This window comes from Stenotrophomonas sp. GSD10, assembly GCF_056172695.1.
This window is the reverse complement of sequence record NZ_JAOCMC010000002.1, coordinates 431,353-453,268: the sequence shown is the minus strand read 5'-3', so window position 1 is coordinate 453,268 and position 21,916 is coordinate 431,353. Positions and strand designations below refer to the sequence as shown.

Annotated in this window: 20 protein-coding genes and 1 pseudogene; 15 read left to right on the top strand and 6 right to left on the bottom strand. The window is 67.9% G+C overall.

Annotation, left to right across the window (positions count from 1 at the left end; translation table 11 throughout):
* The gene (locus tag N4G47_RS02170) at nt 1-2,316 is read right to left on the bottom strand and encodes a DUF1631 domain-containing protein (RefSeq protein WP_475284979.1); all 2,316 of its coding nucleotides are present in this window, start codon (nt 2,314-2,316) and stop codon (nt 1-3) included.
* Nucleotides 2,317-2,647: 331 nt separating this feature from the next.
* Here N4G47_RS02170 and N4G47_RS02165 point away from each other — a divergent pair, with 331 nt between their 5' ends.
* The 4 genes and pseudogenes from N4G47_RS02165 to N4G47_RS02150 all read left to right on the top strand — a co-directional run bounded on the left by N4G47_RS02165 (nt 2,648) and on the right by N4G47_RS02150 (nt 5,519).
* Nucleotides 2,648-3,226, top strand: coding sequence for a nitroreductase family protein (locus N4G47_RS02165; RefSeq protein WP_107230412.1), 579 nt, complete (start codon nt 2,648-2,650; stop codon nt 3,224-3,226).
* A pseudogene (locus tag N4G47_RS02160) lies at nt 3,211-4,143 on the top strand (5'-3' exonuclease); the annotation flags it as partial. The gene N4G47_RS02165 and the pseudogene N4G47_RS02160, both read left to right, overlap by 16 nt.
* Before the next feature lie 31 nt (nt 4,144-4,174).
* Nucleotides 4,175-4,729 (top strand): NUDIX hydrolase, encoded by a 555-nt coding sequence (locus N4G47_RS02155; protein ID WP_475284976.1) that lies wholly within the window; start codon nt 4,175-4,177, stop codon nt 4,727-4,729.
* Entirely contained in the window at nt 4,722-5,519 is a 798-nt protein-coding gene (locus N4G47_RS02150; RefSeq protein WP_475284974.1) for an N-formylglutamate amidohydrolase, read from the top strand. The genes N4G47_RS02155 and N4G47_RS02150 overlap by 8 nt, the downstream gene beginning before the upstream one ends.
* Before the next feature lie 170 nt (nt 5,520-5,689).
* Here the strand turns inward: N4G47_RS02150 and N4G47_RS02145 are convergent, their stop codons facing one another.
* A complete protein-coding gene (locus N4G47_RS02145) occupies nt 5,690-7,108 on the bottom strand; it encodes an MFS transporter (protein WP_475284972.1) in 1,419 nt (472 codons plus the stop codon).
* Nucleotides 7,109-7,212: 104 nt separating this feature from the next.
* On the opposite strand from N4G47_RS02145, the gene N4G47_RS02140 reads away from it, so the two are divergent.
* Nucleotides 7,213-8,097 (top strand): LysR family transcriptional regulator, encoded by an 885-nt coding sequence (locus N4G47_RS02140; RefSeq protein ID WP_475284970.1) that lies wholly within the window; start codon nt 7,213-7,215, stop codon nt 8,095-8,097.
* Nucleotides 8,098-8,206: 109 nt separating this feature from the next.
* On the opposite strand, the gene pip is transcribed toward N4G47_RS02140, so the two are convergent.
* Nucleotides 8,207-9,148, bottom strand: a complete 942-nt coding sequence (gene pip, locus N4G47_RS02135) for a prolyl aminopeptidase (protein ID WP_014646006.1) — start codon at nt 9,146-9,148, stop codon at nt 8,207-8,209.
* Between the two features lie 48 nt (nt 9,149-9,196).
* Nucleotides 9,197-10,054, bottom strand: a complete 858-nt coding sequence (gene prmC / locus N4G47_RS02130) for a peptide chain release factor N(5)-glutamine methyltransferase (RefSeq protein ID WP_475284968.1) — start codon at nt 10,052-10,054, stop codon at nt 9,197-9,199.
* A gap of 346 nt (nt 10,055-10,400) precedes the next feature.
* Between prmC and ahpC the strand changes: the two genes are divergently transcribed.
* The 5 genes from ahpC to N4G47_RS02105 all read left to right on the top strand — a co-directional run bounded on the left by ahpC (nt 10,401) and on the right by N4G47_RS02105 (nt 15,367).
* Nucleotides 10,401-10,964: an alkyl hydroperoxide reductase subunit C gene (gene ahpC / locus N4G47_RS02125; protein ID WP_107229920.1), complete on the top strand. Its 564-nt coding sequence runs from the start codon at nt 10,401-10,403 to the stop codon at nt 10,962-10,964.
* A gap of 224 nt (nt 10,965-11,188) precedes the next feature.
* Nucleotides 11,189-12,781 carry an alkyl hydroperoxide reductase subunit F gene (gene ahpF / locus N4G47_RS02120; protein WP_475284966.1) on the top strand — a complete coding sequence of 531 codons (1,593 nt, stop codon included), beginning with the start codon at nt 11,189-11,191 and terminating at the stop codon, nt 12,779-12,781.
* A gap of 85 nt (nt 12,782-12,866) precedes the next feature.
* Nucleotides 12,867-13,832 carry a LysR substrate-binding domain-containing protein gene (locus N4G47_RS02115; RefSeq protein ID WP_107229918.1) on the top strand — a complete coding sequence of 322 codons (966 nt, stop codon included), beginning with the start codon at nt 12,867-12,869 and terminating at the stop codon, nt 13,830-13,832.
* 123 nt (nt 13,833-13,955) lie between these two features.
* Nucleotides 13,956-14,360, top strand: coding sequence for a nucleoside diphosphate kinase regulator (rnk, locus tag N4G47_RS02110; protein WP_475284963.1), 405 nt, complete (start codon nt 13,956-13,958; stop codon nt 14,358-14,360).
* Nucleotides 14,361-14,410: 50 nt separating this feature from the next.
* Nucleotides 14,411-15,367 carry a transaldolase gene (locus N4G47_RS02105; protein ID WP_475284961.1) on the top strand — a complete coding sequence of 319 codons (957 nt, stop codon included), beginning with the start codon at nt 14,411-14,413 and terminating at the stop codon, nt 15,365-15,367.
* Between the two features lie 494 nt (nt 15,368-15,861).
* Here N4G47_RS02105 and msrA read toward each other — a convergent pair whose 3' ends face one another.
* Both msrA and N4G47_RS02095 read right to left on the bottom strand, forming a co-directional pair.
* Nucleotides 15,862-16,527, bottom strand: coding sequence for a peptide-methionine (S)-S-oxide reductase MsrA (msrA, locus tag N4G47_RS02100; RefSeq protein WP_475289880.1), 666 nt, complete (start codon nt 16,525-16,527; stop codon nt 15,862-15,864).
* Nucleotides 16,528-16,557: 30 nt separating this feature from the next.
* A complete protein-coding gene (locus N4G47_RS02095) occupies nt 16,558-16,821 on the bottom strand; it encodes a putative signal transducing protein (RefSeq protein WP_106550103.1) in 264 nt (87 codons plus the stop codon).
* 158 nt (nt 16,822-16,979) lie between these two features.
* Here N4G47_RS02095 and N4G47_RS02090 point away from each other — a divergent pair, with 158 nt between their 5' ends.
* From N4G47_RS02090 to rlmM, 5 genes are all read left to right on the top strand, one after another.
* Entirely contained in the window at nt 16,980-18,728 is a 1,749-nt protein-coding gene (locus N4G47_RS02090; RefSeq protein ID WP_475284959.1) for a glutamine--tRNA ligase/YqeY domain fusion protein, read from the top strand.
* Nucleotides 18,729-18,771: 43 nt separating this feature from the next.
* Nucleotides 18,772-19,434 (top strand): hypothetical protein, encoded by a 663-nt coding sequence (locus N4G47_RS02085; protein WP_475284957.1) that lies wholly within the window; start codon nt 18,772-18,774, stop codon nt 19,432-19,434.
* A 48-nt stretch (nt 19,435-19,482) separates the two neighbouring features.
* Nucleotides 19,483-20,205, top strand: a complete 723-nt coding sequence (locus N4G47_RS02080; protein WP_475284955.1) for a DUF6348 family protein — start codon at nt 19,483-19,485, stop codon at nt 20,203-20,205.
* A gap of 97 nt (nt 20,206-20,302) precedes the next feature.
* The gene (locus tag N4G47_RS02075; RefSeq protein ID WP_004154307.1) at nt 20,303-20,863 is read left to right on the top strand and encodes a nucleoside deaminase; all 561 of its coding nucleotides are present in this window, start codon (nt 20,303-20,305) and stop codon (nt 20,861-20,863) included.
* Nucleotides 20,847-21,914 carry a 23S rRNA (cytidine(2498)-2'-O)-methyltransferase RlmM gene (gene rlmM / locus N4G47_RS02070; RefSeq protein WP_475284953.1) on the top strand — a complete coding sequence of 356 codons (1,068 nt, stop codon included), beginning with the start codon at nt 20,847-20,849 and terminating at the stop codon, nt 21,912-21,914. The genes N4G47_RS02075 and rlmM overlap by 17 nt, the downstream gene beginning before the upstream one ends.
* Nucleotides 21,915-21,916 lie beyond the last annotated feature (2 nt).

The window sequence follows — 21,916 nt, the reverse complement described above, 5'->3', positions numbered from 1 at the left end:
TCAGTGCAGCGTCGCGCTGCCCGGGTCCAGGCGGTCGATCACGCCCTGCATGGCGCTGTCGAAGGCGCCGTCATCCACATGGGCGCGCAAGCGGCCCAGCCGCACCATCACTGCCAGTTCTTCCGGCGAGGCTACGCAGAAGCGCACGCCACGGCGGTTGACGAACAGCAGGCGCGAGGAAATCGGGCTGACCCACGACAGCTTGCCGGCCTGCACCTTGCCGTCCTTGTCGACGAAGTCCAGCCAGTTGCCGATCTCCATGCGGCGGAAGCGGTCGGCGTCGGCGTTGTCGAAGTCATCGGCGTCGATCTGCCCGCTCAGTTCCACCGCCGGCGATTCGGCCACCGGCGGTGCCGGCAACGCGACCTGCGGCAGCTCGGGCAGCGCGCGCTGCAGTTCCGGCCGCGATTCGGCGATGCCCTGCAGGGTGTCATGCAGAGCATCGATGGCGCCGGTGGCGGCGTCGCCGTGCACGCCCACGCTGGCAAACACCTTGGCCAGCACCGGCTGCCAGGCCTGCAGCCACGGCTTGCCGACGATCTGGCGACGGGCCTCAGCCACTTCTTCCAGCAGGCCGTCGCCCAGGCTCAGGGCCTCGGCCACCGACGCACCCTCTTCGCCCTCGCGCAGCAGCGCCAGGGTGAGATGGTGCTGCCACGGCTGGCGCAGGAACGCGGCGATGGCCGGCGGCAGCGTGGCGTCGCCGATGCGCCGATCCAGTTCGGTACCGGCACGGGTGCGGGCCATCTCCAGCTTTTCCTGGCCGCGCTGCGTCTCGGCGGCGCGGCGCTCGGCGATTTCCACGCGGCGGCGATGCTGCACCAGGAACTCGCGGAACTCTTCTTCCAGGGTCAGGAAGATCGCCAGGTTCTCGTTGAACTCGGCCACCAGGCGCTCGATGATTTCCTCCACCTTGGCCATCAGCATGCGCTCGGCCTGGCTTTCGCCGGTGTTGCCCTCGCAGGCCTCGGCCAGCGAGTTGAGCAGCTTGCGCGCCGGGTGGGTCTTCTGCACGAACATGCGGCGGTCGAGCATGGCCACCTTCACGAACGGCACCACCAGGCGGCCGATCAGTTCGCGCGAGCGGCCTTCCAGTTCACGTTCGTCCAGCATCACGTCAAACAGCATGCCGACCAGATCGATCGCATCTTCGTCCTGTGGATCCAGCCGGGTCTGGCCGGGATCGACGCCGAGCCGGGTGGCGCTGGACAGCACTTCACTCTTCAGCCGCTGCGCCAGCGATTCGCCATCCTCGCCGATCGCCGCGCGCAGGGTTGCGCTGGGCGTGGCCTGCAGCAGCGACAGCACCGACATCATTTCGCGCTGGCTCAACGGGCGCTGCTGGCCAATGGCCACCTGGGCGGCCGACGTGGCGTCCTCGCGTACATGGCGGGTCTGCTGCAGCAACTCGTGCAGCGCTTCCAGCAGCATGCCCTGCTGGCCCGGATAGGGCTCGCCGCTGCCGCTGTCCTCGCCTCCCAGGTGCTGCTGCATGTGGCCGCGACGTTCCGACCAGCGCGCGGCGAAGCGTTGCGCCCAGGCGGGAGCGGCCTGCTCGTCATCGGCGAAGCCGGCATCGGCACCCTGGCGGTGCTCGACCAGATCTTCCAGCGCGCCAGCGCTGCGCGGCTCGGGTGCGGCCGAGAGCGGGCGTTGCGGCGTGCCCATCTGCGACATCACGCCGGCCGCCGCCAGCTGCTCGTCCAGCTTCTCGTAGATGCGGCCGATCGGCGCGCGCAGGTCGCGTTCGCACAGCTTGATCAGCACCAGATGCACTTCCGGGGCCAGTTCACAGCCGGCAAACGCCTCGTGGATGGCCACGCCCAGATGTTCCGGGCTGATCGGGTTGTGGTCGGCGTCCAGCTCGGCACCGCCGATCAGGCGGCCCAGGCGGCGGTCCAGCCGCGCCAGCACCGGCTTGAAGTCGCGCAGCAGCACGGTGGCGAAATTGCGCACCGCCAGCCGCGATTCCAGCACGTGCTCGGCCAGCAGGCTCAAGCCGTCTTCGGCCTGGCCGGACAGGGTGGCATCGGCCGACAGCGGCTCGCCGGCGGCCAGCGCCTCCCAGGCCCGCTGCAGGTGGCCGGCAAAGGCGGCGGCGATCTCCTCGCGGCGGCGGCGCAGCTCGCGCATCGCATCCAGGAACAGCAGCTGCGAGGAACCGGCATTGCCCGCACGGTCGAACAACGCATCATCGAACCGCGCCAGCGCGGCCCCGAACGCCTGGCACAGCGCGGGCAGGACCATGTCCCGGGCACGCTGGAGCTGGGCCGGGTCGCGGCCCGGCGATCCCATCGGTGTGGGCACGCTCATCATTCGGGAAGGCTCCCCACCTTCTCTGGTACGACAGACACCATGGACATCGCGACGACCGGCACACCCCATGCACCGGTACGTCGATGGTAGGCCGGCCAGCCCGTCACGGACAGTGAAACAGTCCTCACTTCAAACCTCATGACCGGCGGCCCGGCAAGACCGATATCGTAAGCCGTGCAAGGCCCATGAGGCGAGGGGAAGCGGCCGTCCGTTTCCCGCCAGTGGCATGATGTTCATCACAGTTTGATATTCAGGGTGCAGACGCGACACAGACGGCGTCATTGACCGCCCCGACTATAATCAAATGCCCGTGATGACCGGTTCAGACACCATGCCCGACCCCGCCGCCCTGCTCGCCCTGGATGCCCGCCGCTCGGTGCCCTCGCGGCAACTGGGCGAACCCGGGCCGGACCCGGCCACCCTGCAGCGGATGCTGGCCTCGGCGGTACGCGTGCCCGACCACGGCAAGCGCGTGCCGTTCCGCTTCCTGAAAATCGCCGGCGATGCACGTCACACTCTGGGCGACTTCCTGGCCGAGCGCAGCCGCCAGCGCGACCCGCAGGCCGGCGATGCGGTCTTCGAGAAGGACCGCCAGCGTTTCAGCCATGCGCCGCTGGTGATCGTCGTGGTGGCCAGCCCGCGCCCGGACCCCAAGGTGCCCGAGCAGGAACAGCTGATGACCGCCGGCTGCGTCTGCTTTGCCCTGCTGCAGGCCGCGCAGGCGCTGGGCTTCGGCGCGCAGTGGCTGACCGCGTGGATGGCGTTCGACCCGGCCGTGCAGGCGCATCTGGGCCTGGCCGAAGGCGAGCGCATCGCCGGCTTCATCCACATCGGCACGCCCAAGGCCGCAGTGCCCGAGCGCGAGCGTCCCGATCCGGCCACGCTGCTTCAGGAATGGACCGCACCGTGAGCGCGGTGAGCGCCCAGCCCGCACCGCCGCTGTATCTGGTCGATGCCAGCATCTACGTGTTCCGTGCCTGGCATTCGCTGCCCGACCAGTTCCAGGACAGCCAGGGCTGGCCGACCAACGCGGTGCATGGCTTCGCCCGCTTCCTGCTGGACCTGCTGGAGCGCGAGCGGCCACGGCATATCGCCATCGCCTTCGACGAAGCGCTGGACAGCGGCTTCCGCCATCGCCTGTACCCGGCCTACAAGGCCAACCGCGATCCGGCGCCGGAGGCGCTCAAGCGCCAGTTCGTACACTGCAAGGCCCTGTGTGCGGCGCTGGGGCTGCCGGTGCTGGCCCATCATGATTTCGAGGCCGACGATCTGATCGGCAGCGCCCTGCACCGCCACCGTGGCAGCCATCGCGGGGTGATCATCTCCGCCGACAAGGATCTGTCGCAGCTGCTGCTCGACCACGACGAACAGTGGGACTACGCGCGCAACCAGCGCTGGGATGTGGCCGGGGTCAAGGCCCGCCACGGCGTGCACGCGCACCAGATTGCCGACTACCTGGCGCTGTGTGGCGACGCGGTGGACAACATTCCCGGTGTCAGTGGCGTGGGCGCCAAATCGGCGGCGGTACTGCTGGCCCACTTCGGCAGCATGGATGCCCTGTTTGACCGTATCGATGAAGTGCCGTTCCTGCGCCTGCGCGGCGCGGCACAGATGGCGGTGCGGCTGCGTGAACAGCGCGAGCATGCCCAGCTCTGGCGCCAGCTGACCACCATCGCGCTGGACGCACCGCTGGAGGGCTGCCAGAGCGGCATGCCACGCCAGCCGGCCGACCCCGAACTGCTGGGCGGCCTGTGCCAGACCCTGCGCTTCGGCCCGATGACCCGCCGCCGGCTGTTCGATGCTGCCGGGGTGGCAGACCCCTTCCCACTCCCTCTTTTTCCAATTCCGGCGAGCCCGCATGAGCCAGCGCAACACCGAAGCACCGCGAGTGGTCTACGAAGGCAAGTACCAGCGCATGGTCGTGCGCGGCACCTGGGAATACAGCGAGCGCACCCATGCCGGTGGCCTGGCCGCGATCATCATCGCCGTCACACCCGAGGACAAGGTGCTGTTTGTCGAACAGTTCCGCGTGCCGCTGCAGGCACCGACCATCGAGATGCCAGCCGGACTGGTCGGTGACGTCGATGCCGGCGAATCCATCGAAGTCTCGGCCGTGCGCGAACTGGAAGAAGAAACCGGCTGGACCGCCGAGCACGCCGAAGTGCTGATGATCGGGCCGACCTCGTCCGGTGCCAGCAGCGAGCAGATCGCCTTCGTGCGCGCCACCGGCCTGCGCCGGATCGGCGAAGGGGGCGGTGATGACAGCGAGGACATCACCGTGCACGAGATTCCACGCAGCCGGGCCGCGGCCTGGCTGGTACAGAAGATGGGCGAAGGCTACGCGCTGGACGCCAAGCTGTGGGCCGGGCTGTGGATGATCGAGCACCATCTGGACGGCCGCCCGCGTGGCTGACGCCGATCTGCACCCACTGCCGGCACTGCTCGGCGCCGACGATCCGGCGATCTATTCGATCCACCGGGCGCAGGGCGCCTCACCGTTCCTGCTGCTGGCCGACCATGCCGGCCAGCAGGTGCCGCGTGCCCTCACAGGCCTCGGTCTGCCGCAGGCCGAACGGGACCGCCATATCGGCTGGGACATCGGCATCGCCGGCACCACTCGTGCACTGGCCGAACGGCTGGATGCGTGGGCGATCGAGCAGACCTATTCGCGGCTGCTGATCGACTGCAACCGCCCGCTGGCATCGCCGACGCTGATTCCCGAAGTGAGCGACCACACCGTGGTGCCGGGCAATGCCTCGCTGTCGGCGGCACAGCGGCAGCAGCGCATCGATGCGATCCACGCGCCCTACCACGCGCGCATCGACGCCGAACTGGATGCACGCCGCGCCGCCGGCCGCCCCACGCTGCTGGTGATGATGCACAGTTTCACCCCGGCGATGAACGGCGTGCAGCGGCCGTGGCATGCCGGCGTGCTGTACCACCAGGACACCCGGTTTGCCCATGCCCTGCTGCAGGCGCTGCGCGGCGAAGGCGACCTGGTGGTGGGCGACAACGAACCGTATTCGGTCAGCAGTACCAGCGACTACGCGGTACCGGTGCATGGTGAAGGCCGCGGGCTGGTGCATGTGGAACTGGAGATCCGCCAGGACCTGATTGCCGACGTGGCCGGGCAGCAGGCGTGGGCGGAGCGGTTGGCGCGGATCTTCAGCGCCTTGCAGCCGCAGTTGCTGGCGTTCGGTTGAACGCGCGGGCATCCACCCCGGAACTGCTTGCGTCCGGTTGAACGCACGTGGATCCATCCCGAACCGGTAGTGCCGGCCGCTGGCCGGCAACCTCAGGGTAGGATCATTGCAGTTGCCGGCCAGCGGCCGGCACTACCACAGGCGCGGCGCATCCACGGGAACGGCTTCAATCATGCCTCGTTGGCCGGGCAGACGGTCGCGGCCGATTCGACCGACGCCGGGCGCAGGCCCAGCGCGATGACCACGCCGAGCGCGGCAAACAGCGCGGCACCGTACTGGGCGTTGACCATGCCCTGCAGGGCGTCGGGGCTGGTCGCCGCCTGTGTGCCGCGCGCGGCGTTGGCCACCATCACCAGCACCGCCAGGCCCAACGCGCCGCCGATCTGCTGGGCGGTGGCGGCCATGCCGGACGCGACCCCCTGCTGCGGCCCCGGCACGCCCTGCCCGGCCACGATCCACATCGCCGTCCAGCTCATGCCCTGTCCCACGCTGAGGATCACGATGCCCGGCAGCAGCGCCCAGTAGCTGGCGCCATGCGGCATCGCCAGCGCCACGCCTGCAATGCCCACGGCACCGGCCGCGAATCCCCAGGCCAGTACATGGCGCGCGGAACTGCGATGCAGCATGCGTTCGGCAATGCGGATGCCGAAGGTGCACACCAGGGTCGGCAGCAGGAACGCCAGGCCGGCCTGCAAAGGGCTCCAGCCGTAACCGTCCTGGAAGTACAGCGCCAGGAAGTAGTACTGCACGCCGTAGCTGCTCATGAACGCAAAGGTGAGGCCGAGTGCTGCGCGCAGGCCGGGCAGGCGCAACAGCGCGAACTGCATCAGCGGGTCACGGCTGCGCTTCTCGATCTGCACGAACACCGTCAGTAGTACCGCTGAAAGCAGCAGGCAGATCATCGTGGCCGGCGCCGTCCAGCCCCACTCCGGCCCCTGCACCAGGGTGGTGACCAGCAGGCTGCCGCCGGCGGTAACGGTGAGGCACCCGGCCAGGTCGAAGGAGCGGCCGCGCACGCGCGGACCGTCGGCCGGCAACCACACGCCTGCGGCAACAGCGCAGGCCGTGGCCAACGGCACGATCACCGCCAGCACCGCCGGCCAGCCGAAGGCCTGGGTCAGCACCCCGCCCAGCAGCGTGCCCAGCGCCAGCCCGACCGCGCTGGCCATGCTCCAGATCGCCAGCGCGCGGTTGCGCACCGGGCCTTCGGCATACAGCGTGTTGATCAGCGCCAGCGTGGCCGGGAACAGCAGCGCGGCGCCGACACCCTGTGCCGCGCGCGCGATGATCAGCAGGGTGGCATTGGGCGCCAGCGCGCCGAGCAGCGAGGCCAGCGCGAACAGCAGCATGCCCAGGCGGTAGAAGCGACGGCGACCGATCAGGTCGGCGGCACGTCCGCCCAGCATCAGGCTGCCACCAAAGGCCACGGTGTAGGCGCTGACCACCCATTGCAGCTGCTGCGCGTTGATCTGCAACGCGCGCCCCATGTCGTGCAGGGCGACGAAGATGATGGTGGCGTCCAGGGCGATGATCAGCTGGGCAGTGGCCAACAGGGCCAGCGCCCTGCGGGGGTATTTGAGGGAAGGCATCGGTGGTCTGGAGCAAGGGGGAGCGCAGTCTCATTGATGCAGCACAATCAATAAACCCCCGTGCAGCCATATCTGTCATGATTTTCAGCATGAATGGAACCGCGATGGACCTAAATGCCGTGCGCATGCTGGTGCAGGTGGCCGAAGCGCGCAGCTTCACCGTGGCGGCCGGCCAGCTGGGCCTGAGCCAATCCGGCCTGTCGCGCGCGATCAGCCGGCTGGAGGCCACGCTGGGGGTGAAACTGCTGCAGCGGAACACCCGCAACGTGGCGCTGACCCCGGATGGCCGCCAGTTCGTCGATCAGGTCGCGCCGCTGCTGTGCGGCTTCGAAGATGCCGAGCGCCAGTTGGCCGACCGCCCCTGCACGCCCTCGGGCACGCTGAAGATCAGCGCGCCCTCGATGTTCGGGCGCAAGGTGCTGGTGCCGCTGCTGGCACCGTTGCTGGACCGGCATCCGCAGCTGCAGGTGGAAGCCGTGCTCAGCGATCGCCTGGTCGATCTGGTCGAGGAAGGCTTCGATGCCGCGCTGCGTACCGGCGTGATCGCTGACCAGCGCATCGTCGCGCGCGCGCTGCGGCCCCTGCGCTGGGTGACCGTGGCCAGCGCGGACTACCTGGCCCGCTGCGGCACGCCCGCCGTTGTCGAGGATCTGCATCACCATGCGTGCCTGGCCGTGCGCAATCTGCGCAGTGGCCGTGTGGTCGACTGGCAGTTCCTGCAGCAGGGCCAGCTGTACGAGTTCACGCCGCCGACGCGGATGGTGTTCGACAGCGGTGACCCGCTGGTGGAAGCGGCGATCGCCGGTATCGGCATCGTGCAGGTCATGGATTTCGCCGTGGCCGACGCACTGGCCGATGGCCGCCTGCAGCGCGTGCTGCAGCCGTTCGAAGGCCGCAGCCGCGCACTGTCGCTGATCTACCCGCCGTCGCGGCAGCACTCGCCGAAACTGCAGGTGCTGGCCGACGCGTTGTTGGCCGGGGAGTGGTAGCGCCGGCCGCTGGCCGGCGTCTTTGCCGATCCAACCATTTTCGGGTTGCCGGCCAGCGGCCGGCACTACCGAGCTGCGTTGGATCAGGCCGTCAACGCAATGCCAACGATCAGGCGAAGCTATCGGTGGCGCGCACCAGCGCGTCGACGTTCTCGGCTTCGAACGCCGAGTGACCCGAGGCCGGGGTGATTTCCAGCTTGGCCTTCGGCCACACCTTGGTCAGGTCCCAGGCGTTGGCCAGCGGGCAGACCACGTCGTAGCGGCCGTGCACGATCACGCCCGGGATGTCGGCGATGCGGTGCGCGTCGCGCAGCAGCTGGTCTTCCACTTCGAAGAAGCCGCCGTTGACGAAGTAGTGGTTCTCGATGCGGGCGAACGCCAGCGCGAAGTGCGGGTCTTCGTGGCTGTTGATGAAGTCATCGTCCACGTGCAGGAAGCTGGTCGCGCCTTCCCACACCGCCCACGCCTTGGCCGCTTCCAGGCGCGTGGTTTCATCGTCGCTGGTCAGGCGGCGGTGGAAGGCCGAGATCAGGTCATGACGCTCCACCGACGGGATCGGCTTCAGATAATGCTCCCACGCATCCGGGAACAGGCGGTTGGCACCTTCCTGATAGAACCACTCCAGTTCCCAGCGACGCAGCATGAAGATGCCGCGCAGCACCAGTTCGGTCACGCGCTGCGGGTGGGTTTCGGCGTAGGCCAGCGCCAGGGTCGAACCCCAGCTGCCGCCGAACACCTGCCAGCGATCGACCTTCAGGTGCTCGCGCAGCTTTTCGATATCGGCGACGAGGTCCCAGGTGGTGTTGTCCACCAGGTCGGCGTGCGGGGTGGAACGGCCGGCACCGCGCTGGTCGAACAGGATGATGCGGTACTTGGACGGGTCGTGGAACTGGCGCATCTTGTCGCTGCAGCCACCGCCCGGGCCACCGTGCAGCATCACCACCGGCTTGCCGTCCGGGTTGCCGCACTGTTCGAAGTACAGCGTGTGGCGGTCGTCGACCTTCAGGGTGCCGACGTCGTAGGGGGTGATGGCGGGGTACAGCGTACGCATGCTTGCAGCTCCAGGGTGATGCCCTGCCGGGGCAGGAGAACCTCCATTCTAGGCCGGTCGCCGGCCCAGGGTGATGCGGTCGCGCTGCTCCAGGTCCTGCACCGTCTGCACGTCGGCGAAACCAGCGGCGTCGAACAGCGCGCGGATCGCCTCGCCCTGGTCCCAGCCGTGCTCGATCAGCAGCCAGCCATCGGGCAGCAGATGCGCCGGGCCGCCGTCGATGATGCGGCGGATGTCAGCCAGGCCATCCGGACCCGAGGCCAGCGCGGTGGCCGGTTCGAAGCGCAGGTCGCCCTGCTGCAGGTGCGGATCGTCGCTGGCGATGTACGGCGGGTTGCTGGCGATCAGGTCGAAGCGCGCGCCCTGCAACGGCGCATACCAGTCGTGCCCGCCCTCGGCCAGGCGCACGTTGCGCAGTTCATGACGGGCGGCATTGCGCGCGGCCACTGCCAGCGCGCCCGGGCTGGCATCGGTGGCCAGCACCTGCGCCTGCGGCCGCTCGCTGGCCAGCGCCAACGCGATCGCGCCGCTGCCGGTGCCGAGGTCGGCCAGCTGCAGCGCGCGGTCCAGCGGCAGGCGCTCCAGCGCCAGTTCCACCAGCAGCTCGGTTTCCGGGCGCGGGATCAACGTGGCCGGGTCGACCTCCAGGTCCAGCGTCCAGAAGCCGCGACGCCCGGTCAGGTAGGCCACCGGCTCGCCGGCCGCGCGGCGTGCCAGCAGAGCTTCGAAGGCGGCCTGGTCGGCCGCGGCCAGCGGATCGGTGGCGTGCGCGAACAGCCAGCTGCGCGGGCGGTCCAGTACATGCAGCAGCAGCAGTTCGGCCTCGTGGCGGGCCTCGATGCCGCCCAGGCGGGCGCTGGCCTCGGCCACGACCTGGCGCAGGGTGGGTTCGGTTTTGACAGACATGCCGCAATTGTAGAGCCGAGCCCATGCTCGGCTGCTTTTGATCGAGATGACGGGCGGGTCCGGAAAAGCCGTCGAGCAAGCTCGACGCTACAGAAGCCGGAATCCGTTCAGGTTCTGGCGAACGGGATAAGGACGGGCTATCGGCCGCCTTCACCCGCCGGGAAGGATTTTCCTTGTCATACAGACAGTTGCAGGAGGTGAGCGGCAAGGTTCAGTGCCTGCTCATTGCATTTTGATAGTCTGCATCTATCAAATAGATGCAATCAATGGATTGTTCTTATCGCAATTGAATCGGTAACCTAGCGCCTGTCGATTCACCCACTCCCCTTCACCCAGAGGAAAAACGATGTCCCTGATCAACACTCCGATCCAGTCGTTCGAAGCCAATGCCTACCACAACGGCGAGTTCATCAAGGTTTCCGACAACAGCCTGAAGGGCCAGTGGTCCGTCCTGATCTTCATGCCGGCCGCCTTCACCTTCAACTGCCCGACCGAGATCGAAGACGCCGCCGACCATTACGCCGAGTTCAAGAAGGCCGGCGCCGAGGTCTACATCGTCACCACCGACACCCACTTCTCGCACAAGGTGTGGCACGAAACCTCGCCGGCCGTCGGCAAGGCCCAGTTCCCGCTGGTCGGCGACCCGACCCACAAGCTGACCCGCGCCTTCGGCGTGCACATTGAAGAAGAAGGCCTGGCCCTGCGCGGCACCTTCATCATCAACCCGGAAGGCGTGATCAAGACCCAGGAGATCCACTCCAACGAGATCGCCCGTGACGTCGCCGAGACCCTGCGCAAGCTGAAGGCTGCCCAGTTCACCGCCGCCAACCCGAACCAGGTGTGCCCGGCCAAGTGGAAGGAAGGCGAGAAGACCCTGACCCCGTCGCTGGACCTGGTCGGCAAGATCTAAAGCAGTACCGGCCTGCGGTGGCCCCACGCCACCGCGCGCCCTTCATCCCCGTGCCGGTCCCCCGCCGGCGTGGGGGTGAACCCAAGACAGCCAACGCGCGCCAGCCTTGGCCAGCCAGCCCCTTCCACGGTCGCTGTCTTGGGTTCACCCCTACCCCCTGCTGGTCCGCTACCTTCTACAGCGGTGCCACGCCCCCTGTTTGCCTGAAGCCAGGAGAAGACCCGATGTTGGACGCCAACCTGCAGTCGCAGCTGAAGACCTATCTGGAGCGCGTGACCCGCCCGATCCAGATCACCGCGCACGCCGACGCCGGCGCCAAGTCGCAGGAAATGCTGGAACTGCTGCAGACCCTGGAAAGCCTGTCGGACAAGATCTCGTTGCAGGTGCTGCGCGATGGCCAGGGCCGCGTCCCCTCGTTCGACCTGGGCACCCCGGGCCAGGACATCCACCTGACCTTCGCCGGTCTGCCGATGGGCCACGAGTTCACCTCGCTGGTGCTGGCGCTGCTGCAGGTCGGCGGCCACCCGTCCAAGGCCACTGCCGAGCTGATCGAGCAGGTGCAGAGCCTGGAAGGCGACTACAGGTTTGAAACCTATTTCTCGCTGTCCTGCCAGAACTGCCCAGACGTGGTGCAGGCACTGAACCTGGCTGCGGTGCTCAACCCGCGCATCCAGCACGTGGCCATCGATGGCGCGCTGTTCCAGGACGAAGTCGAGCAGCGCGAGATCATGTCGGTGCCGACCGTGTACCTCAACGGTGAAGTGTTCGACCAGGGCCGCATGACCCTGGAACAGATCGTGGCCAAGCTGGACACCAACGCCGGCAAGCGCGATGCCGAGAAGATCGCCGCCAAGGACGCCTTCGACGTGCTGGTGGTCGGCGGTGGCCCGGCCGGCGCGGCTGCGGCAATCTACGCCGCGCGCAAGGGCATCCGCACCGGTATCGCCGCCGAGCGTTTCGGTGGCCAGGTGCTGGACACCATGGCGATCGAGAACTTCATTTCGGTGAAGGAGACCGAAGGCCCGAAGCTGGCCACCGCGCTGGAACAGCACGTGCGCGAGTACGAGGTGGACATCATGAACCTGCAGCGCGCCACTGCGCTGGTGCCGGCCGGCGAAGACGGCTTGGTGCAGGTGCAGCTGGAGAACGGCGCGGTGCTGAAGTCGCGTTCGGTGATCCTGTCCACCGGTGCGCGCTGGCGGCAGATGAACGTGCCGGGCGAGGACCAGTACCGCAACAAGGGCGTGGCCTACTGCCCGCACTGCGATGGCCCGCTGTTCAAGGGCAAGCGCGTGGCGGTGATCGGCGGCGGCAACTCCGGCGTGGAAGCGGCCATCGACCTGGCCGGCATCGTGTCGCATGTGACCCTGCTGGAGTTCGATTCCAGCCTGCGCGCCGATGAAGTGCTGCAGAAGAAGCTGCGCAGCCTGGCCAACGTCACCGTACTGACCAGCGCCCAGACCACCGAAGTGCTGGGCGATGGCAGCCGGGTCACCGGCCTGGTCTACAAGGACCGCGTCGGCGGCGATGCCCACCGTGTCGAGCTGGAAGGCATCTTCGTGCAGATCGGCCTGCTGCCCAACACCGAGTGGCTGAAGGATGTGGTGGCGCTGTCGCCGCGCGGCGAGATCGTCATCGACGACCGCGGCCAGACCAATCTGCCGGGTGTGTTCGCTGCCGGTGATTGCACCACGGTACCCTACAAGCAGATCATCATCGCCATGGGCGCCGGTTCCACCGCCGCACTGAGCGCGTTCGATCATCTGATCCGCTCGTCGGTGAGCAGCAGCAGCGGTGCCGTTGCTGAAGCTGCCTGATCCACCGTTCCCAGATCAGCGGGAACCTTGTCTGCCTGCCGGGTAACCAAGCCGTCAGCCGGTCCGTTGCCCCTGGGGTGTAAGGATGAACCTACGTGATCTGAAGTACCTGGTAGCCCTGGCCGACCACAAGCATTTCGGCCGGGCTGCCGCTTCCTGCTTCGTCAGCCAGCCCACGCTGTCCACGCAGATCCGCAAGCTGGAAGAAGAGCTGGGCCTGCCGCTGGTGGAACGCGCACCGCGCAAGGTGATGCTGACCCCGGCCGGCCAGGAGGCTGCTGCGCGGGCACGGGTGATCGTGTCCGAAGTGGAACAGCTGAAGGAAGCGGCGCGACGCAGCCGCGATCCGGAAGCCGGTACGGTGCGCCTGGGGATCTTCCCGACCCTGGGCCCGTACCTGCTGCCGCATGTCATCCCGCGCATCCGCGAGCGCTTCCCCGAACTGGAACTGCTGCTGGTCGAGGAAAAGAGCGATGTGCTGCTGGACCGCCTGCGCGAGGGCAAGCTGGACGCCGCACTGCTGGCGTTGCCGGTGATCGACGACCAGCTGCACGCCGAGTTCCTGTTCGAGGAGCCGTTCCTGCTGGCCGTGTCCGGGCGCCACCCGCTGGCCCGCCGCGAACATCTGGACGTGCAGGAGCTGGCCACGCAGAAGCTGCTGCTGCTGGAAGACGGCCATTGCCTGCGCGACCAGGCGCTGGAAGTGTGCCGCCTGTTCGGCGCCAACGAGAAGTCCGAGTTCCGCGCCACCAGCCTGGAAACCCTGCGCCAGATGGTGGCCGCCGACGTCGGCATCACCCTGCTGCCGAGCCTGTCGGTGCAGCCGCCGGTGCCACGCTCGAACAACATCCGCCTGCTCGACTTCACCGGCGAAGGCCGGCCCAGCCGCCGCATCGCGATGATCTGGCGCCGCAGCTCGGCGATGAACGATTTCCTGATGGAACTGGCCGACCAGTTCAAGCGCCTGCCACAGGCATTGTTCACCCTCGATGCGGTGAATGCCGGCGTGGGCGACGCCACCGCGCTGCCCGGCCCGGTGCTGAACGGCTGAGCCCCTGCGGCGCGGGCCTGGAATCGGCAGGAGTCGATTCCGGCCGCATTTGTCCCCACAATACAGACAGGCGGCGCCAGCAGGTGCCGCCTTTTGCATGGCTTTCAACCAAGGAGCGTCACCATGAACACCGCCAGCGGCCTGCCGCCGTCGATTACTGTATCCACCTTCGACATGGACCGCCTGGAGGCCATGCTCGATTCCCCTGCGCTGAGCCAGACGCCTGCCGCGCTCGCGCTTGCCGAAGAACTCAACCGGGCCAACGTGCTGGCGCCGGACCAGATTCCCGAAGGCATCGTCATGATGCATTCGCGCGTGGAGTGCGAAGATGAAGTGTCGGGCGAAACGCATGTCCTGACCCTGGTCTTCCCCCGCGAAGCCAACGTCGATGAGGGCAAGGTGTCCGTGCTGGCCCCGGTCGGCAGTGCCCTGCTTGGCCTGGCCATCGGCCAGAGCATCGACTGGAATGCGCCCGGCGGCCGCAAGCTGCGCCTGCGCGTGACCGCGGTCCACAACGACCGCCCCTGATTACCGCTGCGCACCGCGCGCGATTCGATCCCCCTGCACCAGGAGCCGTAATGAGTACCCCGTCCAAACTGTCCCAGCTGCGCGAACTGTCCGTGGTCGTTGCCGATACCGGTGACTACGACGCCATCAAGCGCCTGCAGCCGGTGGACTGCACCACCAACCCGACCCTGGTGAAGAAGGCGCTGGACCTGCCGGTCTACGCCGAGCTGATCGAACGCGAACTGGCCTGGGGCCGCCAGCAGAGCGGTGACCGCGAAGCCGTGGTGCACGCTGTGGCCGACCGCCTGACCATCGGCGTCGGCGCGCTGCTGAGCACGCTGGTGCCGGGCCGCGTGTCCACCGAAGTGGACGCCGACCAGGCCCACGACACCGCCGCCACCGTGGCCAAGGCCCGCCAGTTCATCCAGATGTACGCCGATGCCGGCGTGCCGCGCGAGAAGATCCTGATCAAGATCGCCGCGACCTGGGAAGGCGTGGAAGCCGCGCGCATCCTGCAGGCCGAAGGCATCGACTGCAACCTGACCCTGATCTTCAACCCGACCCAGGCGCTGGCCTGCAGCGAAGCCGGCGCGTTCCTGATCTCGCCGTTCGTCGGCCGCATCCTCGACTGGTACGTGGCCAACGGCCAGACCCCGGCCACCATCGACGAAGACCCGGGCGTGAAGTTCGTGCGCGGCGTGTACGCCGAGTTCAAGCGCCGTGGTTCGCCGACGGTGGTGATGGGCGCCTCGTTCCGTTCCACCGCGCAGATCGAAGCGCTGGCCGGCTGCGACCGCCTGACCATTTCGCCGGACCTGCTGGAGAAGCTGGACGCCGACCACGGCGAGCTGCCGCGCAAGCTGGTGGCCGGTGCCGCCGACGGCGTGGCGGTGACCCCGATCGACGCAGCGAAGTTCGCGGCGGATCTGGCGGCCGATCCGATGGCCACCGAGAAGCTGGCCACCGGCATCGATGCGTTTGCCAAGGATCTGGAAGCGCTGCGCCAGCGGATCCGCGAGGCACTGTGATTCCGGCCAGCGGCTGAGCCCCCGTGGCGGGGAGGGTAGAGTCGAGCTTGCTCGACTGACTGCTGGAGCAACCCGCCCTCTGACAGTTTCCTGTGATCGCCCGCCACGGAAGGAAGAAAGAAGAGCAACAGCGGGTCGCGCGCTTCGATTGCTTGCAGTCGAGCAAGCTCGACTCTACGGGGCAATGCACGACCAAAGAAAAAGGACGCGGCGAAGGCCGCGTCCTTTTTCTTTTCCATCAGTTCGTCAGTACCCCAATGCTGTTTCCCACCGTCACCGGGAAAGGATCGAAGGCAGGGCGGGCACAGATGGCGGGACCGTCCACGGCATGGATGCCGTGGCCGAGCCCCCATGGACGGGTTTACGGCGTGTCCCGCCATCTGTGCCCGCCCTGCCAAACCGATGAAAACCCAGAGCCGCTTTGGCTTTCAGCCGACTAACAGTCGGCTCTACCAGACTTTGGCGTCTGCCCGCCGCAGGCGGACCTCCGCGCGTCAGCGCGGCGCCTCCACATCCAGGCCGATCGGGCAGCTCACGCCGGTGCCGCCAATGCCGCAGTAGCCGTTCGGATTCTTCGCCAGATACTGCTGGTGATAATCCTCGGCGTAGTAATACGCCGGCGCCGGATACACGATCTCGGTGGTGATCGGACCGTAGCCGGCCGCATCCAGCTGCGCCTGGTAGGCCTCGCGGCTGGCCAGCGCGGCCTTGTACTGCGCCTCGTCGGTGGCGTGGATGGCCGAGCGGTACTGGGTGCCGGTGTCGTTGCCCTGGCGCATGCCCTGGGTCGGGTCGTGGCTTTCCCAGAACAGCTGCAGCAGGCGCTCCAGGCTCACCACGGCCGGATCGAACACCACCTGCACCACTTCGGTGTGGCCGGTCAGGCCCGAGCAGACCTCTTCATAGGTCGGGTTCGGGGTGATGCCACCGGCATAGCCGACCGAGGTGCTGTACACGCCCGGCTCGGTCCAGAACTTGCGCTCGGCGCCCCAGAAGCAGCCCAGCGCGAAACGGATCTGCTGCAGGCCGGCGAAGCGGTCCTTCAGCGGATGGCTGTTCACGAAGTGCTGGTTGCTGTGCAGCGGCAGCGGCTGCTCGCGCCCCGGCAACGCTTCTTCCGCACGCGGCAGGCGCTGCTTGAACGCACCGATGCCGAGAATGCCCTGGCCAATACCCAACATGATGCGCTCCTACGCCGGCAGTCCGGCAATGTCGTCTGCATCGGAGATGGGGTCGGACGGGGCCTGGCCCAAGTCCAGCGCGGCCACGATGTCCTCGGCCTGCGGGCGCGCGGCATCGGGGATGCCGACCCGCAGCACGCCGAACAGCGGCAGCTCACCCATGCCGCCCAGCAGCGACTCGCCGAACACGAAGGCCGGGATGCCGGCATCTTCCAGCGCGTGCTTGACCAGGTGGGCGTCGAACAGGTTGTCGGCCTTGTACACGATGTGCATGGGGCGGCTCCGTGGGACAGGGGTCCAGCATACGCCTGGGGGCTGAATGCCGGTGGTGCGTTCTGCCGGCCGCTGGCCGGCAGCCCCTGGCCCACCGGGCAGCTCCGCCCGGTACGCGCTAGACTGTTGGTCTTTCTGCCCTTTTTCGCCCCAGACTCATGTCCGAGCACACCCCCGCCAGCCCCGAGACCCCCGCCGACAGCCACGAGAAGCGCGATTTCATCCGCCAGATCGTGCGCGAGGACCTGGCCAGCGGTAAGCACCAGGCGATCAAGACCCGCTTCCCGCCCGAGCCGAACGGCTACCTGCACATCGGCCACGCCAAGTCGATCTGCCTGAATTTCGGCATCGCCGGCGAGTTCAGCGGCGTCTGCAACCTGCGTTTCGACGACACCAACCCGGCCAAGGAAGATCCGGAATACGTGGCCGCGATCCAGGACGACGTGCGCTGGCTGGGCTTTGAGTGGAACGAGCTGCGCCACGCCTCGGACTACTTCCAGACCTATTACCTGGCCGCCGAAAAGCTGATCGAACAGGGCAAGGCGTATGTCTGCGACCTGTCGGCCGAGGAAGTGCGCGCCTACCGCGGCACCCTGACCGAGCCGGGCCGCCCGTCGCCGTGGCGCGACCGCAGCGTCGAGGAAAACCTCGACCTATTCCGCCGCATGCGCGCCGGTGAATTCCCGGATGGCGCGCGCACCCTGCGCGCCAAGATCGACATGGCCAGCGGCAACATCAACCTGCGCGATCCGGCGCTGTACCGCATCAAGCACGTCGAGCACCAGAACACCGGCAACGCGTGGCCGATCTACCCGATGTACGACTTCGCCCATGCACTGGGCGATTCGATCGAGGGCATCACCCACTCGCTGTGCACGCTGGAATTCGAAGACCACCGCCCGCTGTACGACTGGTGCGTGGACAACGTCGATTTTGCCCATGACGACGCGCTGACCCAGCCGCTGGTCGATGCCGGCCTGCCGCGCGAAGCGGCCAAGCCGCGCCAGATCGAGTTCTCGCGCCTGAACATCAACTACACGGTGATGAGCAAGCGCAAGCTGATGGCGCTGGTCACCGAACAGCTGGTGGACGGCTGGGAAGATCCGCGCATGCCGACCCTGCAGGGCCTGCGTCGCCGCGGCTACACCCCGGCGGCGATGCGCCTGTTCGCCGAGCGCGTGGGCATCAGCAAGCAGAATTCGCTGATCGACTTCAGCGTGCTGGAAGGCGCGCTGCGCGAAGACCTGGACAGTGCCGCACCGCGCCGCATGGCCGTGGTCGACCCGGTCAAGCTGGTGCTGACCAATCTGCCGGAAGGCCACGCAGAGCAGCTGACCTTCAGCAACCACCCGAAGGACGAGAGCTTCGGTACCCGCGAAGTGCCGTTCACACGCGAAGTGTGGATCGATCGCGAGGACTTCGCCGAAGTGCCGCCCAAGGGCTGGAAGCGCCTGGTGCCGGGCGGCGAAGTGCGCCTGCGCGGCGCCGGCATCATCCGCTGCGATGAAGTGATCAAGGATGCCGACGGCACCATCACCGAGCTGCACGGCTGGCTGGATCCGGAATCGCGTCCGGGCATGGAAGGCGCCAACCGCAAGGTCAAGGGCACCATCCACTGGGTCAGCGCCGCGCATGGCGTGCCGGCCGAGATCCGCCTGTACGACCGCCTGTTCTCGGTGCCGAACCCGGACGACGAATCGGAAGGCAAGACCTACCGCGACTACCTCAACCCGGAATCGCGCCGCACCGTCACCGGCTATGTCGAGCCGGCCGCGGCCAGCGCTGCACCGGAACAGTCGTTCCAGTTCGAGCGCACCGGCTACTTCGTCGCCGACCGCCGCGACCACACCGAAGCCAAACCGGTGTTCAACCGCAGCGTGACCCTGCGCGACACCTGGTCGGCCTGAGCAACGGCGCGGGCGCCCGCGCGGCGCCCGCACGACCGCGACGATGATCACCGCCCTGTCCGCCCTGCTCTGGTTCATCTCGCAGCATCCGCTGCTGACGTTCTTTGCAGCGATGGTGCTGGCCGTACTGGTCTCGTGGTGGCGGCGTTCACCGGTCTACGCCATCGTGGTGTTCCCGCTGGCGATGCTCAACATCTTCCTCGGCAGCTTCCTCAACGCCACCTTCCTCAATGCGGTGGGCGAGCGCGGTGAAGCGGTGATCGTCAAGGCCGAGGAAACCAATTCCACGCTCAACGAACAGTACATCTGGCGCTACGAAGCGGTGCTGCGCACCGCCGAGGGCCGCGACGTGGAGGTGGTGTTCCATACCAACACCGCCTCGTTGTGGCCGCTGGAGAACACGATCCGCATCCCGGCGCAGGACCAGCCATTCGTGGTGAAGTACACGCCGGGCTTCCCGCGCAACTTCGTCATCCTCACCGATGAATCGCCGCACGGCATCGCCCAGGCCCGTGCCAGTGCACGCGAGCGGGTGGAGGTGGCGGCGCGCAAGCTGCATTTCAGCCCGGGCAATGCCGACTTCCGCGCGGACTATCGCCGCGAACTGCAGACCTGGCTGCGCGACCAGGGCGATGATCCGCAGCAACAGACGGACGCGCAGCGTTATCGCGCAGAACTCGACGCGCTCGACGCGCTCGACCGCTAGCCCCAGGCCCGGCCTGGATGCCCCACCCCATCCACTGACAGGCCTGACATGACCACCGGCTCCATCGCCCTTCTCCCGCTGCTGCAGCAGGTGCTGCAGGAAGACGGCATCGCCTGCCGCGTCGACGGCAGCGCACTGCAGCTGGACAGCGGCCTGCGCCTGACCCCGCATGCGATGGCGGCCCACGCGCGCGACAACGGCGGCTGGCAGACCTCCACGATCATCGAGATCCAGCACCCCACCCTGTTCGCCGATGGCCTGTTCGAGTACCAGCACGCCAACGGTGCCGATGAGCGGGCGTCGCTGCTGTCCGGCCTGCAGACCTGGGTGCGGGTGGACCTGGCGACCCTGCAGGCCGCGGTCGGCGCCGCCGATGCGCAGGGCCTGCCGATGCTGGGCCTGACCTATCCGGCCGGCGACGAAGGCGAGGAACTGCAGCGCACCGTGGTGCTGGGGCCGCTGGCGCACTACCGCGCGCAGGAGGTGGATGCCGCCACCTGCAGCGAGGACGACCATGGTTCCTGCCCCTGCTGCCTGTTTACCAAAAGCATGGACGCCTTCGACAACCTGCTGAAGGCGCGCCAGTTCCTGGCCATCCGCCTGTTCGCCTCGCGCGACGCCGAGGGCCTGTGCGAGGCCGATTGCCGGGTCAACGGCCATGACTTCGCCGCCGCGCTGCCGCTGCTGCGCGCCTACGCCGCCAGCTGGCCGCAGGCCGGCCTGGAGTTCCGCAAGCAGTACGTGGTGATCCGCACCGGCGCGCCCGCCTGATCCCGCCCACACCCGGTACAGGCCGGTGCGGCTACACTGCGCGCCGGTTTCCCAAGCAACCGCACTTTCTTCCATCCCACTACGAGGCACCCCCGCGATGCTGTACGCGCAAGTCCACCTGACCCTTCCCGCCTGGATCCACGACCAGATCGACCTGGATCGTCGATATCCCGGCGATGAGGCCAAGGTCGCGCTGGCGATCGAGCTGTCGCGGCTGAACGTCGAGCACGCCAGTGGCGGCCCGTTCGGCGCTGTGGTGTTCGGACCGGACGACAAGGTGATCGCCGCCGGTGTGAACCGGGTGATGCCGCATGCGACCTCGCTGGCGCACGCCGAGAACATGGCCTACATGCTGGCCCAGCAGCGCCTGCAGACCCCGCGCCTGAACGCGGTGCTGTCGCCGGTCACCCTGGCCACCAGCTCGCAGCCGTGCTGCCAGTGCTACGGCGCCACCGTGTGGGCCGGCATCGACCGCCTGCTGATCGGCGCCAACTCGGCCGACGTCGAAGAGCTGACCCCGTTCGACGAAGGCCCGCTGCCGGCCGACTGGGTCGGCGAACTCAACAAGCGCGGCATCGAGGTGGTGCAGGGCCTGAACCGCGACGCGGCACGCAGCGTGCTGCGTGCCTATGGGGAAAGCGATGGCGCCCGTTACTGAGTCCGGCATCGGCCTGCTGTGCCTGTGCCGGCAGGGCTTCGAGCCCGAGCTGGCCGGCGAACTGCAGTTCCGTGCCGGTGAAGCCGGTTTCGCCGGTTATGCGCGCACCCAGCGCAATGACGGCTACGTGCTGTTCATGTGCGAGGAGGCGGCTGCACTGGCGCCACGCCTGCGCTGGCGCGAGCTGATCTTCGCGCGGCAGAAGCTGGTGGTGCTGGCCGAATTGCCGCAGCTGGACCCGGCCGACCGCATCACCCCGATGCTCGAGGTACTGGCCGATGCGCCGCGCTTCGGCGACCTGTGGGTGGAACATCCCGATTCGGATGCGGGCAAGCCGCTGTCCGGGCTGGCGCGCGCCTTCGGCAATGCGTTGCGCCCGGCGCTGCGCAAGGCCGGCAAACTCAGCGACAAGCCGAACAACCGGCTGCCGCGCCTGCACGTGGTGTTCGTCGACGGCACCCACGCCTTCGTCTGCATCGCCGACCCGGCCGACAGCGCGCCGTGGGCACTGGGCATTCCGCGCCTGAAGCTGCTGCCCGAAGCGCCCTCGCGTTCGGCGCTGAAGCTGGACGAAGCGCTGCTGACCCTGCTGACGCCAGAAGAGCGCGAAGCGCTGGTGAAGCCCGGCATGCGCGCGGCCGACCTCGGTGCCGCGCCCGGTGGCTGGACCTGGGTGCTGACCCGCCAGCACATGCAGGTGCTGAGCATCGACAATGGCCCGCTGCGCCAGCACGTGCTGGACACTGGACTGGTCGAGCACCTGCGCGCCGATGGCTTCCACTGGCACCCGGAACAGCCGCTGGACTGGATGGTCTGCGACATGGTCGAGCAGCCGCGCCGCGTGGCCGAGCGCATGGCCACCTGGTTCCGCGAAGGCTGGTGCCGGCACGCCATCTTCAATCTGAAGCTGCCGATGAAGAAGCGCTGGGACGAGACCCGGCTGTGCCTGGACCTGTTCCAGGACCAGGCCGGCAAGCCGCTGGTGGTGCGTGCCAAGCAGCTGTACCACGACCGCGAAGAGATCACCGTACTGGCTTCGCCGCTGCGCTGAAC